Genomic DNA, 14,320 nt, shown 5'->3' with positions numbered 1-14,320 from the left:
CATTGTTGTTGGAAAGGCGATTTTTTCTATTTAACGTAAAACACCCGTTCGAATGATCTTTACCTGCACTTTCGGTTTGAGTAACAAAGAGGCAAATTCAGCATGCCAATCTCCCTTAAACATCTTTGGATGATAAGCTCGAATATGACGACCAATCCCCAATGTATCGGACTTCTGATTCTGAAGAATACGTAAAACATCCTCAAACTCAGCTTGCACTTTCTCTTCTATCATTTGTTGTACATCCTGAAAAATTTCTTTTTTATATAAATGATCATTTGCAAATTCTTCAACCTCAACCTCAATAGTATAAGCCATGTCTATTGTTCGTAATTCCTCATTGACAGTCCACTTACGCTTCACTTTTAATACATCTACCGTAATCGGATTGACTTTTCCATCATTTTTCCATAAATAGCTCATGCGTGCTGCTTTACTATTTTGGTTCATTAGTAACAACATCATTAAGGATTGTGCCGGTGATAATACTGTGCCAGTATAGGTTGGTCCTGAGAATAGAGCTAAGCCACTTGCCACCGCATGCTTTTTATCTTCACTTAGCTGAAAATAAGGCAAAGCAATATCAATTGTCTGATCAAATAGCATGGATCCAACAGCTTGTAAATCTATCTTAGGAAAATAGGTATTATCCTCTGAACTTTCGATAAATCGCTGGTAATAGCCTCCTGCACTACTCGCAATATTTTTTGTTAAATCCACAAACGGTTTGACATCCCCCTCTGTGATCGCCATTTTGATTGATATAGGATTTTGGGGATTCCGAAAATAAATATCCAATAGGTCATAAATGGGCTCCCTCGCAGTTTGATCTGATACTAGGATAGTTGATAGCTCCGATAAATCAAGTGTCTGCTCCACTTTTAAATTAGCTTTGGTCCGTACTTCTCGTGGCGATATCCCTTCCGCTTCGATAATTTCAGTTTCCTGAGCTGCTGTAGTCGGATAGGCATAGTAACCTCTATACGCGCCTACATAGCCCTCTATCCCAACGAGCGTCACAACGGAAGAGTTTTTATAAAGACGTTCATCCCAACAGCCAGCTAGCAGCAAGACCGCCATGACAATCATAAGCTCTTTACGATACACTTTTTCCCCTCCATTTATTCCAACCGATAATGACTATGGGTAATAAGAAAGTAAAGAAGATAAATACGTAGTGTAAGGAATTTTTGATAAATTCAATGCTTCGAAAATGAATGACAAAGAGCGGTAGGATGGCTAGTAAAATATGATACACAATAATACTCCTTGTCGGATGCTTCTTTTGTTTTATAAAATGAAGTATGCGAAAAGATAGACCAAAAATCATGATGGTGACAATGGACCAAGAAAGCCAAATATAGACGAAAAAAATATCAAGCCGCTTCACAAATGTAACTTCCTGGGATTTTAAAATATACATAATAGGCTCTGGTATGAGGCTAATTTCATCCACGGAGAAAAACATTTGCGTAAAAAGAACTGAAATAAAATAAAACACGAAAATGACCAGCTGATAGATCAATAAGGGCTTTCCTTTTACTTGTAAATCCTTTTGTAAAAATGGTCGGTAAATAAGATACATTTCGATCCCAAAGTAAGCATAGATGCTATGAATCAAGCCAGCTCCTATTTGTTTTGTATTTTTCCATTCAATCGGAAAAAGATTACTCCACGTTAAATCCGGTATCGCTAGCATTAGAAAAATAACAAATAGAAAAATGATAGGTATCAGCATCACACCAATATTGATGGCGGTTTCTGGTCTACTTAAGTTGGCATAAAGAGATAATGCTACAATAATAACAACAACTATCCACTCAGGTGTTTGTGGCAATACCCACGATGCCAAAACATAGCTCATATAGGCAATAAATACAGCAGTCAATAACAGCCAATAGATTTGATAAACCCAACGAAAAAAAACATTTAAATAGAAATACGAATGATAACGTTCAAAAAATAGGAGTAGTCCATAATGAATCACACTCGCTACAATAAATATCAACCACGAGCTATTTCTACTATAAATAATTAATGGTGTTTGAAAGGCGATGTAGACAACACCTGTTTGAAAAATAAATAACAGTAAAAAAAATTGCGCCTTTGTTAAGGAAACATTCATGGTGTATCCTCATTTTTGGCTTGTTCATCCTTTGGCGATTGAAAAGATGTGACTTGCACTGTCGGTTTGAAAAACGGCCAACGTAAAAAAATTTTAATCACAGCTTTAGGTTGAAAAGGAATGATAGGCGAAAAATAAGGCTGTTTCAAAGACGTTAAATTAATAAGATGGATAAGTAAAATGACAACACCAACGACGATTCCCAAAAAGCCAAACAAGGAGGCAAGTACCATAAACGGAAAACGTATCATGCGAATGGTACTATTTAATTCGACCGATGGGACAACATAGCTGGAAATAGCCGTTAACGCAACGACAATGACCATTAAATTGGATACCAATCCCGCACTTACGATGGCATCCCCTATCACTAACCCCCCCACTATTCCAATCGTCTGTCCTACCGATTGCGGTAATCGAATACTCGATTCTCGAATTAATTCCATAATAATCTCTAGAATCAGCGCTTCAATCAGTGGTCGGTAAGGAATATCATTAATGTCATTTTTTACTTGATTACTTAATTCCAATGGTAGCACTTCAAAGTGAAAGCTAATGATTGCAATATAAAAAGCAGGTAAAAAAACAGCGGTTATAAACGACAGGAGACGAACGATTTTATAAAAAGAACCGACGACAACCCGACCATTATAGTCATCTGGCGTTTGATAGAAAGAGAAAAAAGTCACAGGACCAATGAATGCGGTTGGTGAAATATCCGTCATCACCACGACCTTACCCTCTACTAAATTGGCCACTACACGATCAGGATGCTCCGTACTTAACAATTGCGGAAAAGGAGATAACACAGAATCCTCTAACGCATCACTTAATTGGCCCGTGCTATAAAAATAATCAATATGAAGAGTTTCAATCCGCTTCTCCATCTCTTGTAAAGTCTCAGGCTTTATAACCCCCTCCATATAAAGGTAATAAGCCTTTGTTTTCGTTTGTCGGCCAATCGTAAAGGATTTCACAACCAATGCAGGATTATTGACACGCCTACGTATCAACGCTAAATTGGTATCCACCCGTTCAATAAGACCTTCATGTGAACCACGCAGAATACTTTCGTTATTCGGTTCTTCTAGATTACGACGCACTTCATTGACAATGGTAAGAGTCAGCATTTTCCCTGTGTCAGGCAAAATAACGATGGTTTCCCCCTGACAGACTCGTTCTATCGCTTGGGGTAATGAAAATTTTTCTAATGTCGTAATTAATGTTTCACTCCAAAAAGGTTTAGCTGTATCTAAACGTGCATAAATTGTATCTAGAACTTTTTGCACTTCCTTAGCATCTACAAGAGAAGCGTAAAAGCATAAAATAGCAGTATTTCCTTCATGCCAATCTACCTGTCTGACTGTCAAATCAGAGGAATGGTAGAATGCTTTTTGCAGGCTTTTCATCATATATTCCACTCTATCCATAAAACGCCTCCTCTACTGAAGAGTATAAGCATTTTTCGCTTATTTCAAACGCGTCATAGCTGGATTCATAGCCAAAAAAAGATGCCCATATGTAGGGGCATCTTACAGAAGATTTATTTTTTAAAAGGGGTTTTGATATCCTTATATAGGCTGTACAATCTAAGACATAATTTAAATGGTTTCATGGCGTATTAATGAATGCTTCATAGCTGAATAGATCGACATACTTTCAATAATTACGAGTATACGTAAACTCCAAGCTTAGATATTGTCCTGGATGCTGTATTTTTTCAATCGCTAACTTAACCGATTTCCCTTAAACTCCCTCTTTAATCGTTTGTAATCCGCCTCCATCTGTTTAAATCTTCGAATTCAAAAAACAATTTCTCCATCACCATAACAGGATGATACTTCGCAAAGCCCATCACGTAAGTTGTTGGTTATTTTAATAGATTCGACTTTTTTCTCCATGACAATTCGCCCTACTTTTTACTTACTACTTCCCTGAAAACCATTTTTATAACTAGCATAAGGAAAAGCGGACGATAAATTCGGTTAAACTGTTAAATTATGATATTCGTGCAACAAATATTTCATAAACTCCTTTTGAGCAATTGAAAAATGTTTATGCTCAGAAATAGCCCATCCTAGCGATATATGCTTAGGTTCATGATCAATTAGTGGAACGATGACAATATCGCCATTTTGAATGAGTGGATCATTTAACATACTATATTCAATAAAAATACCTATAGCCATGTTTGATTCAACTGTATAAACCCCTTTTTATATCAACTATTACCATTCATTCAATAATAAAAAAATGTCCTATAAGTCTAGTAGACTTATAGGACATTTTTCGTTCTTGCAATCTTATTTTTGAATGAATTGTTGTGTCCAATAGTTACCTGATTTCACATAACCTACACCGATATGCGTGAATTTCGCATTTAAGATGTTGGCACGGTGACCAGGTGAGTCCATCCACGCTTGTACGACTTCTTGTGGTGAACGTTGACCTTGCGCAATGTTTTCACCTGCACTTTTATAAGTGATTCCTAGAGCTTTCATACGATCAAATGGTGAACCGAATGTTGGGCTTGTATGTGAGAAATAGTTTTTACTTTGCATGTCTTGTGATTTTTCACGAGCAGCGGCCATTAATTTGGCATCTGTTTGGAATGGTGCTAAACCAGCTTTTGTACGTTCAGCATTTGTTAATTTTACTACCTCTTGTTCAAATGCGTTCACATCTGAAGTTGTTGTTGAAGGTTTAGTAGTAGTTGGTGGTGTTGCTGGTTTTTCGTTTGGTGTTGGTTGACTATTGTTTGGTGTTGTTACCGTATTATTATTTGTTGTAGGCGTCTCTTTAGATGGTGTAGATGCCTGTGGGAACTGAATATTCCATTTATGATTGTTAGACCATTTATAATAAACTTTACAGTTCGTTGATTGCTGTGTTGAATTCCCCTCTGTTGTATTTGTAGCAGCAGAAGCTATTTGAATTGGAGCTGCTAATAAAAATGTTGCACAAATTGCAGTTAATGTTTTTTTCATGTTTGCAATTCCTCCTTCTCTGCCATTAATCGTAAAGGATAATTTTCATTAAAATCTTACCAACATCTGCTAACTGTCCCAACATGGAAAGAAATACGCGAAAAATCGGGTTTTTTTTACTATATTTCTTAGTAGCTTTATCCAATCTATGAAATACTTACGTTTGAAAGAGGGTTGACACCCCTTCAAATCTAGCAAATATTATCGTAAATTCACCTCGAAATTGAATATAAAATGCATGCGTTATTCAATGAGTGTTTCGTTCAATTCCTTCCTATCTAAAGCCGCAAGAATAGTGCTATCACTAGTTTCATTGGTTATTTACCTACTTAATATTACAAACATGTTACAAACACGTTACATTTCTTTTACATAAAAATAAAAAAACCTGCGTAAATCTACACATTGTCTAAAATGTGTAAAAGTTCACAGGTTGACATTTTCTTTAATGGATTCCGATAACAGGTAGAGAACCCACATTTTCACCAATAATGACGAGTTTTGCTGGCATTTTTATATATTCAGGTAGCCATTGGACCATGCCATACGCATATTGGAACAGCATTGGATTTTTAATGCCCTCTATCGGCACATATCCTTTCATACGATAAATCGTTTCAGGCAATGCTCGAACCCATTCTTCAAATTGCTCCTGGGTAAACTCCATACCCGCAAATTCCACTAAGCGTGAGCCAAGCTGCATGGAAGCAATAGGTGCTTTTACAATATCAGCTTTATCTGTCTGTGCCGTTGCCTTTAAACCCTCTAATAATGATAATGGTACACGGCCATTCGTCGTTTGCAAAATAAAGGCATTGGGATTCAAGCTTTGTAGCTCATAAACAATTTGTGCTTGCTCTGCCTCAGTTAATAGATCTGTTTTATTCGCTAACAATAAGTGTGCATGGCGAATTTGTTCCATAAATAATGAACGTACTTGCGGTGTAAGCGTGTCACGGTGAAGCCACAGCTTTGAATCTGCCACTGTCACAATCCCTTTGATGTTCAGCTTATCAGCAAACAATGGGGAATAAACCGCATCTAACGCCTCGACAGGATGGGCAGCACCGGTAGTTTCAATAATTAACACATCAAAATCACTATCTAATAGAAGAGATTGAATTTGTGCCTCCGTTTTTTCAGCACCTGAACAGCAAATACAGCCTTCTAGCATCTCTTTGAGCGGAATATCTTTCTCCACGGCCTGAGAGTCAAATGGTAGCTTACCAAGTTCATTCATAATAACCGCGGGTTTTAAATTCCTTTCTTTTAGTTGGCGAATCACATCTGTCAGCATGGATGTTTTGCCACTTCCTAAAAAGCCACTAAATAGGTATACGTCCTTCATTCTCTTCTTCCTCCTATAAAAAAAGCTGTCGCAGATGCCGTGAAAGACGACTGTTGCGACAGCTGTACTTGTTAGTTTGTAGTTCCCTCAGTCTTATCTGCTGTTCCTAAAAGAAGCTCTTTGGCTTTTAACAACTGAGGATCATCAGCTTTCATTTTTGCACGTAAAGCATCCATTAATGCATACGTTGTATTTCCTGTTAAAATACCTGTCTCTTCAAGATTATTCGCAGCTTGTAATTGTTCTACAGCATGCTCCGTATTGTCATCGTAAAGACCATCGATTTCACCAGGCTCGTACCCTAGTACTTGAAGCATCTCCTCTGCCGCCTTCACAGTTTCCGATTGCATGCCTGCCTTCATTTCTATAGAAGCATTCAAGTATGGTAATGCAGCATATGATGGATAGGCTACCTTGACATCAGGTTCAATTCCTTTTTCATTAATCCAGTTACCGTTTGGCGTTAACCATTTACCTGTTGTAAATTTCAGATTAGAGCCATCTTTTAGCGGTGTTACATTTTGGACAGTGCCTTTACCGAATGATGTTTCACCGACAACTTTAGCACCAACAGATTCTTTTAAAGCACCCGCTAAAATCTCTGAGGCAGAAGCACTACCACCATCAACAAGAACTGTAATTGGTAGGTTATACTTTTTACCAGCAATCGCATTTGTGATTTCTGGTTCTGCATCTTTTTCTTGTACCTGCACAATGGCTTTGCCTTCTGGTACAAATAAATTAGAAATATCCACTGCAGCCTTTAAGTAGCCACCAGGATTTTGACGTAAATCTAAAACTATGCCCTTCATGCCTTTGCCTTCGTACTCAACTAGGATTTTTTCCAGCTCTTGGGCAGATTGTTCACTAAACGATGTAATTTGAATATGGGCAATATTGCCATCAAGCATTTCACCATAAACAGTTTCTACTGGGATTTCATCACGAACAATTGTCATTTGAATAGGCTCAGTATTTTCGCCACGTTTCACCGATAATTTCACAGGCGTTCCCTTTTCCCCGCGAATTAACGCTACTGCTTCTGTGGCACTGAAACCTTGAATGCTTTTCCCATCAACCGTTAAGATGATATCTTTTGGTAATAAGCCTGCTTTTTCAGCAGGGGAATTTTTGATAGGTGACACAACTGTAATATAACCATTACGTTCTTGGATTTCTGCACCAATTCCTTGGAAGCTAGAAGATAAACCAGAATTAAATTGGTCCGCTTCTTCCTTTACCATAAAATCAGAGTACGGATCTCCTAAAGCGTCGAACATGCCATTTATTGCACCATCGACTACTTTTTCATCTTCAATATCTTTGTAATAGTTATTTTTCAGTAAATCAAATGCTTCATATAATTTCGTAAATTCCGCACGTTCTACCGGAACTTTCACTTCTACTACTTTCTTATCACCAAATGTTAACGCAAAAATCGTTAAACCGGCAGTAATAAGAATTGTAAAGAACATTAGCATGATGAACTTAAACGGTTTTAATTGTATAAATTGTCCTGCCGGCTTGATTTCAGCTGGCGTGGGCTCTTGCTGCTGTTCTGTACTTTCTTTTTTCTGTTCATCCATCTTGACTGTCACCACTCTCATATACACTAACTTGTTGTCACACTATTACCATCTTAACAGGTTATACAGAAGACGAAAAGAAAAAGACTGTCAAAATTTCATAACAGAGCTTGTCTCATCATGCCTCCAACCTTCTAGCATCCTAGTGCCCATGGATCCATCATTTCCCTATAGAAGCTTTAGGTATATAATGGTACTGCTTTTTAATTTTACTCATTTCCTAGTAGCAGTCAACTAAAAAATCAATTGAATCATAGAAATGCTATAAGATAATAACGTGCCAGTGACAAAAAAAGTTGCAAATCATGATCAAAATTTTTTACACAGGTTCTTCCATTAGCTTCTGAAGTCTCTTATAGACAGAATGAATGGTTAATCGATGGAAAGAAATGAGCTGTCCTTTATAGATAACCGAAAAGATCCCATAAGGGGTCGGCGATTTCTCCATCAGCTCTTCCCTGCTTTGAAGATCGATCAACTCGACCGAGATCCCAAGTTTATGGGCAGCCGCTAATATATTCTCCGTCGCGACTTCCACATAGGGACATTGAAAAGAACGGAGAATAGTCAAGTTTTGAAAACGCGTCAATCGCTCTTGCCAATTTTCAGGAAAATACGGGTGCGCACCATCATTATTAAATGGATAAACCAATAATTCAAAATGAAAGGGTGCGGTAGTTATTAGTTGGAATTCGTGCTGTAAAAATAAATCCTTACTAGGTGTCCATGAAGTTTGGTCATTTGTAAGCACAGCCACTCCTTTTTTGCCACGTTGTTTTGCATCTTCTAAACATTTTTTCAATAATTGTGTACCGTAGCCCTTGCCGACAGCGCTTACCCATAAACAATGAATGATTACATAGTCATCCGCATGTATAACCCTTGAGGAATACTCTGCGTCCGTATACTCTATAAAACCTACTTGTTTACGATCTTCCAATAATTGAAAATAACGTAAGCTCTTTTCAAATTGTTGATTTAGCCATTTATTTTTGCCTTTATAGCCTTCAGCATCTTTCTTGCTCCGTAAACAGTAACTGCCTATTCCCTCCAACAATTGTCCGTTCATTTCAACAATCTCTACATGTGTCAAAGGCCTCTCCTCCATTATTTAGTGTTTCTGCTAATTTTACCATTTCTTGCGAATCATATAAATCGTTCTCCTTTTCTCTTATTCATGCATATGATGCAAGTAATGACAAGTGTAAGGAGGAAGAAAATATGGGAAGAAATAATAAGCCCAGCCAAAACAATGATTCCCTCGAAATTTATGCAGCTAAGTTAGCCTATATCGGCGCTGCCATTTCAACACTTGGAGATGGCATACAAACCATTGCAGCAGGTCTTGCCCTAGAAGTACTTCAAAATGCTAATAACGATTCTTCTCAAAGTAATAATAATGGTGATGGTCAATCAAGCGTTCAAATTGATAATATGCAGAAGCAAATCGATTATTTAATTGGTGAGCTCAAGCACATCAAAAAAATGTTGAAATAACCTTTACATAAAGAGAAAGCGCAACGAAAAGTAGTGTTGAAAGAAGGCTCTCAACACTACTGCTTTTTTTCCATTTTTTTATAATTCATCTGTACTTCAAGCAATTCTGAAACAGTCACAAAGCGATAACCCTGTTTTTCAAGCTCCGGTAAAACTTGCTCTAGCGCCTTCACGGTTTGTGATCGGTTACCCCCACCATCATGAAATAAGACAATATTACCTGCCTTTACTCCTTTTAATACGGTATTTACAATTCGATTGACTCCGGGGCCTTTCCAGTCAAGTGTATCCAAATGCCAAGACCACATCACGACTTTATAGCCCTCTTTTGCGATTGCATCAATCATCGCATCTGAAAATTGACCTTCAACTGGACGGAATAAGGTCGGCCTAAAGCCGGTAATACTATAAAGAGTGGCATTGGTTTGATCAATTTCCTTCATTAAATTCGAAACATTTGTTTTTAAAGGGTGGGTAAATGTATGGTTGGCTAATTCATGCCCCTCATCGTACATTCTCGATATAAGTTCAGGATTTTTTTCCGCATTTTGACCGACAATAAAGAAGGTTCCTTTTGCATGATATTTTTCCAATACATCTAGAATATCGGCTGTGTACTTACGGTGTGGTCCATCATCAAAAGTGAGGGCGATGATTTTCTCATCTGTTTTGATTTCCCAAAGTATTTGGCCTGCTTCTTCATAATGCCTTCTTCCTTTATTGTCATATGAACTCGCTTTGACATAAAAAAACGAAACCGTAATCAGACATAGCGGCAGTAAAAACAGTAATAATTTTTTCAAATCTTCACGTCCCCAAATATTTTTTCGTACTTTATTATTTGAGGATTTCGAAAAAAAATGCTTAAGTTTCGATAAATATCATGGTTCCATTAAAATGTGCTTTTTCACATGGTGTTCCAAATGGTCGAGATAATCTTGGATAAGCCATTCAAGTGTGACCCATTGCGGTTGACCAATATCACATGTTCGAGATAAAGTTTGCGTTGTAAGTTTTTCCAACATTTCCATCATTTTTTTGTTTAAGCTCGTCCATCATAATAAAATGTCATCTATTGGAATTTTTTGATAGCCTTGTAGCTCGACCCATTGGACTTGGTCGTATGTAGTCACTACGTATGGTGAAGTTTCATACTGGATCTTTACAAATCGTTCAAGGTTGACGAGAGCAGAATCGCATAAATGACCTAAAAATTCTTTTTTAGACCATTTATTCGGAGCAGGTCGTTGGGTCATTTCCGTTTCTGTCATGACATGAAATGCTTCTGGCACTTTAAGGAGCCAATATTGTAATTGCTCAATTATGCTTTGCATGTTTGTCATCCCCTGCCTGATAAATTGTGATGTAATAATCTAATAACGCAATTACATCTTGCACTCTCTTATGTTCTTTTTCAATTTTATAGGAAATAAATAGAATGGCGACATTCAAACTTACTATAGCCAATGCCACAATTTGGACAAGCGAATGCCCCATCATAAATTTACTATTTATCGTAGCAGCAATTAACGTAAAAACAGACAAAATGACCCCACTTAATGTGATGAAAATAGGCTTTAATCGCAAAATTTCATCCGCCTGAAGCCTTAACATATGGATTATAAAGCTTAGCTCTTGCCTTGTATATTGTTGTTGAAAAATAACAAAATAAGAATGATATATATCTTGGTGAAGCTTTTTATGGAGAATCTGTTTATGCATTTTTTGTACAAAATGATCACAAAAATCGTTATCCAATGCTTTCTCTGGCCTTAACAGTTCTTCTTTACTTTCAAAAATGGCGACCCTCAATCCCCTTCATCCTCCCATTTTGTTTACTGTCAGTCCATTTATTATATGAAAGAAAGTTGGGGGTGTAGTACGCCTTGTGGAAAGTCTCTTGCTATTTTTACATGCCCTTTGAATCTTTCCTTTATCAGTTTATTCAGCTAATTGGTTAATTCCCAAACGCGAAAACAAGTTCCATTTCACAAACCAACTCTCCATCGACCGTTGCAATGCCCTTACCTTTACCGATTGACCCTTTTACGCGTGTGATATCTACTTCAAGACGTAATTGATCCCCTGGCTTCACTTGTTTTTTAAAACGACATTGATCAATACCTGCCAATAATCCGAGTCTCCCCTCATTTCCTGCCTTTGTCAGCATTATCACCGCGCTAACTTGCGCTAGTGCTTCCACAATCAGTACGCCCGGCATCACAGGATACTGGGGAAAATGACCATTAAAAAACTCCTCATTGATGGTCACATTTTTAAGCCCTACTGCTCGTTTTCCTTCCTCTAATTCATCAATACGATCCACCAATAGGAACGGATAACGGTGAGGCAAAATTGCTTGTATTTGTTGACTAGTTAACATGTTCATACCTCCAACTATTTTTATTACCTTATTCTATCACTAAATATTAGTAGTTGGTATTAAAAAATAAAAAGACTAGCCAAACAATGATTGACCTACAATCAAAAGTATAAAAATAGCAGTGCCAAATGAAAGAATACTAATCACTGATTTTTTGGCTCTTCGCCATTCTCTCAGACCGATGAGAAGGAAAGAAAATCCTACAAAAGCTAATGAAATTGGTAGTAACGTAAAATCTTTTGTTGAAAGACAATAAATGCTGATAATCAAGATGATCACACAGAATAATAGCTGTAAACTATAGGATAAATTCAATTTCATGACATCACCCACCCTCGAATATATTTTCTGAATTTTTTTTCATTCAATTTTCTTCGGTTTCGTGAGGAGCATTTGTATCCCTAAATACACAAGATAAGCTACACCAACATATTTCACCACTTCAAAGGCAGTGGCTGATCCAACATAACGAGCAATCTGTTACAGTCCAACTGCTAACACTGGGCATTACATTTGTTGTGATGAGTGCATCAACCTACTGTCGAACAAAGCCCTGCGAGTACCTCATTCCGCCAAGGCTTTCTAGCAGAAATATTAAATCCAAAAACGGCATTATTTTTCCTTGCCTTTTTACCACAATTTATCTTGTATACGATTCTACTAGCTATTGTAACAAGCTTTATTGGTGAAAAAATCTTTACTAAAGCAAGTGGAAGCTCCCGTTGGCTTGAAAAAACAGTTGGCTTTGTCTATATCGGTCTAGGCGTCCGACTAGCCTTACAAACACAAAGCAAATAAATTGCGAGAAGAACCCGAGTCGGTGTTCTTCTTTTTTTTGAAGGGAAATTGCCGAAGACTGCCAATATAATTCTAGAAACAAACTATTATATCAAACAAAGGATAATAATGTAAAAAATAGAAGCTTATAGATCAAAGCGATCTATAAGCTTTCGGCACCTCTTACTGTTTCGGTGTATTAGCTGTCAAAGGGTTAGCATTAGCCACTAATTGAACAGGTGTTGTCGTTTGTTGATAGCTATCCTTCTGTCCTTGGTTCGATTTCCCATAGCCTTTCATGACAGCAAAAAGAGCTGCACCAACTATTCCCCATGTTAAAAATTTCACAAAAAAACCTCCTTTCGAGCTTAGTATTCGATTTCAAAAACGCTTTATACACTGTTAAAAAATAATAAATAGTAAACTATCATTATAGTATTAGAATTTTATGGTAAAATAAGGTCACTAAAATAAAGGAGACTAAATACAATGAAAAAAATCTTCACAGGCCTATTATTAACATCTATATTATGGACGGCATCTCCTGCTGATGCGGCAACGACCCAAATCAAGATTGACGAAGTTGTAGTGAAAACAGATGCAACACCTGAGCTTAAGAACAATCGAACTATGGTACCATTACGTGTAATTAGTGAAAATTTGGGTGCACAAGTTCAGTGGAAGGATTCCAAAATCACCCTTTCAAAGAACCAGTCAACTATTATTTTAAATCTCAATAGCCAGACAGTGATTAAAAATGGTAAAACCGAGCATTTGGATGGAACGCCATACCTTAAAAACAATCGTACTTATGTACCAATCCGCTTTATTGCGGAAACATTTGGCAGTCAAGTTGATTACAAACAAGGTATTGTCAATATCGCAACGAAACCACTACTAATTGGCAATCAAAAAATAAAAGCCCTTCACTATGAATATCACATGACAATGGGTGGAATCATTCAGGAAATCAAGGGCAATAGCTATCACCATGATATGTTCGAAATCTTCCAACAAAAAGGAAACAAAGTAGAGGCTCCTAAGGACTATTCTTGGCAATTGAATCTTGACACACCTGGATCCTATTATAAGCTTGGACAATATGATTTTATGAATACTGACAATAAAAGTATTCAACAGTTCGACATCTATTCCTTAAACCAAGCATTCCCTGATGAATTATTAGAAGGTTTTCCAAAGGTTCTTCTCCATGATGTTAGCAACAACAGCTGGTATATATTCTCAGATAGTGCAGTGCAATCTATTCAACAGCTTATTAATCGTGCAACCAACAATGGCTTTAATAAAATCATTAGTAACACGGTCGTTTAATAAAAAATTTTAAATAGCAATGATACTAAACATAATCTGTATGAAAATGTGCAAAATATTCATATCAACGATTTATTGATGGAGGTTTGCCTCATGCAGAAATTACTGTCAGTTAGTCTAGTGTTACTATTTCTATTACTTTTAGCAGCCTGTTCATCCGAGGAAGCGCCACCAAGTGAAGAAGCTGAAGCTAAAGAACAGACCGTGAATGCCGTGCCAAAAGAAAATCTCGATCTATTGGATGATGACCGAGGTTTAGCAATACATGAATAGATAGAAAAAGCG

At 37.1% G+C, this 14,320-nt stretch carries 18 protein-coding genes; 4 read left to right on the top strand and 14 right to left on the bottom strand.

The window, feature by feature from the left end; genetic code table 11:
* Window positions 1-30: 30 nt before the first annotated feature.
* From AO843_RS14950 to AO843_RS14915, 8 genes are all read right to left on the bottom strand, one after another.
* The gene (locus tag AO843_RS14950; RefSeq protein ID WP_054611892.1) at window positions 31-1,107 is read right to left on the bottom strand and encodes a Ger(x)C family spore germination protein; all 1,077 of its coding nucleotides are present in this window, start codon (window positions 1,105-1,107) and stop codon (window positions 31-33) included.
* Complete coding sequence (locus AO843_RS14945; RefSeq protein WP_054611891.1) at window positions 1,097-2,125, bottom strand: GerAB/ArcD/ProY family transporter; 1,029 nt, start codon at window positions 2,123-2,125, stop codon at window positions 1,097-1,099. Before AO843_RS14945 ends, AO843_RS14950 begins: the two co-directional genes overlap by 11 nt.
* Window positions 2,122-3,555: a spore germination protein gene (locus AO843_RS14940; protein WP_054611890.1), complete on the bottom strand. Its 1,434-nt coding sequence runs from the start codon at window positions 3,553-3,555 to the stop codon at window positions 2,122-2,124. Before AO843_RS14940 ends, AO843_RS14945 begins: the two co-directional genes overlap by 4 nt.
* A 555-nt stretch (window positions 3,556-4,110) precedes the next feature.
* Window positions 4,111-4,314, bottom strand: coding sequence for a hypothetical protein (locus AO843_RS14935; protein WP_054611889.1), 204 nt, complete (start codon window positions 4,312-4,314; stop codon window positions 4,111-4,113).
* 114 nt (window positions 4,315-4,428) lie between these two features.
* Window positions 4,429-5,112: a CAP domain-containing protein gene (locus AO843_RS14930; RefSeq protein WP_054611888.1), complete on the bottom strand. Its 684-nt coding sequence runs from the start codon at window positions 5,110-5,112 to the stop codon at window positions 4,429-4,431.
* A gap of 445 nt (window positions 5,113-5,557) precedes the next feature.
* On the bottom strand, window positions 5,558-6,460 hold the full coding sequence (locus tag AO843_RS14925) for a CobW family GTP-binding protein (protein ID WP_054611887.1): 903 nt from the start codon (window positions 6,458-6,460) through the stop codon (window positions 5,558-5,560).
* A gap of 71 nt (window positions 6,461-6,531) precedes the next feature.
* Complete coding sequence (locus AO843_RS14920; protein ID WP_054611886.1) at window positions 6,532-8,046, bottom strand: lmo1851 family serine protease; 1,515 nt, start codon at window positions 8,044-8,046, stop codon at window positions 6,532-6,534.
* Between the two features lie 319 nt (window positions 8,047-8,365).
* The gene (locus AO843_RS14915) at window positions 8,366-9,139 is read right to left on the bottom strand and encodes a GNAT family N-acetyltransferase (RefSeq protein ID WP_231630161.1); all 774 of its coding nucleotides are present in this window, start codon (window positions 9,137-9,139) and stop codon (window positions 8,366-8,368) included.
* Between the two features lie 128 nt (window positions 9,140-9,267).
* Here AO843_RS14915 and AO843_RS14910 point away from each other — a divergent pair, with 128 nt between their 5' ends.
* On the top strand, window positions 9,268-9,543 hold the full coding sequence (locus AO843_RS14910; RefSeq protein WP_054611884.1) for a hypothetical protein: 276 nt from the start codon (window positions 9,268-9,270) through the stop codon (window positions 9,541-9,543).
* Between the two features lie 56 nt (window positions 9,544-9,599).
* Here the strand turns inward: AO843_RS14910 and AO843_RS14905 are convergent, their stop codons facing one another.
* From AO843_RS14905 to AO843_RS14885, 5 genes are all read right to left on the bottom strand, one after another.
* Window positions 9,600-10,346: a polysaccharide deacetylase family protein gene (locus tag AO843_RS14905; RefSeq protein ID WP_054611883.1), complete on the bottom strand. Its 747-nt coding sequence runs from the start codon at window positions 10,344-10,346 to the stop codon at window positions 9,600-9,602.
* 252 nt (window positions 10,347-10,598) lie between these two features.
* Window positions 10,599-10,877, bottom strand: coding sequence for a hypothetical protein (locus AO843_RS25170; RefSeq protein WP_231630160.1), 279 nt, complete (start codon window positions 10,875-10,877; stop codon window positions 10,599-10,601).
* On the bottom strand, window positions 10,861-11,355 hold the full coding sequence (locus AO843_RS14895; RefSeq protein ID WP_054611882.1) for a hypothetical protein: 495 nt from the start codon (window positions 11,353-11,355) through the stop codon (window positions 10,861-10,863). Before AO843_RS14895 ends, AO843_RS25170 begins: the two co-directional genes overlap by 17 nt.
* 145 nt (window positions 11,356-11,500) lie before the next feature.
* The gene (fabZ, locus tag AO843_RS14890) at window positions 11,501-11,926 is read right to left on the bottom strand and encodes a 3-hydroxyacyl-ACP dehydratase FabZ (protein WP_054611881.1); all 426 of its coding nucleotides are present in this window, start codon (window positions 11,924-11,926) and stop codon (window positions 11,501-11,503) included.
* A gap of 75 nt (window positions 11,927-12,001) precedes the next feature.
* Window positions 12,002-12,247: a hypothetical protein gene (locus tag AO843_RS14885; protein ID WP_054611880.1), complete on the bottom strand. Its 246-nt coding sequence runs from the start codon at window positions 12,245-12,247 to the stop codon at window positions 12,002-12,004.
* A gap of 204 nt (window positions 12,248-12,451) precedes the next feature.
* Between AO843_RS14885 and AO843_RS14880 the strand changes: the two genes are divergently transcribed.
* A complete protein-coding gene (locus AO843_RS14880; RefSeq protein WP_231630159.1) occupies window positions 12,452-12,724 on the top strand; it encodes a LysE family translocator in 273 nt (90 codons plus the stop codon).
* Between the two features lie 162 nt (window positions 12,725-12,886).
* On the opposite strand, the gene AO843_RS24865 is transcribed toward AO843_RS14880, so the two are convergent.
* Entirely contained in the window at window positions 12,887-13,051 is a 165-nt protein-coding gene (locus AO843_RS24865; RefSeq protein ID WP_197278933.1) for a hypothetical protein, read from the bottom strand.
* A 141-nt stretch (window positions 13,052-13,192) separates the two neighbouring features.
* Between AO843_RS24865 and AO843_RS14875 the strand changes: the two genes are divergently transcribed.
* Window positions 13,193-14,035, top strand: a complete 843-nt coding sequence (locus AO843_RS14875) for a copper amine oxidase N-terminal domain-containing protein (RefSeq protein WP_054611879.1) — start codon at window positions 13,193-13,195, stop codon at window positions 14,033-14,035.
* Window positions 14,036-14,128: 93 nt separating this feature from the next.
* Window positions 14,129-14,308, top strand: a complete 180-nt coding sequence (locus AO843_RS14870; RefSeq protein WP_054611878.1) for a hypothetical protein — start codon at window positions 14,129-14,131, stop codon at window positions 14,306-14,308.
* Window positions 14,309-14,320: the final 12 nt, after the last annotated feature.

It is taken from the genome of Lysinibacillus sp. ZYM-1, assembly GCF_001308875.1.
Lineage (GTDB): Bacteria > Bacillota > Bacilli > Bacillales_A > Planococcaceae > Lysinibacillus.
Note: the sequence above shows the minus strand (reverse complement) of the source record. Positions and strands in the feature narration are given on the sequence as shown.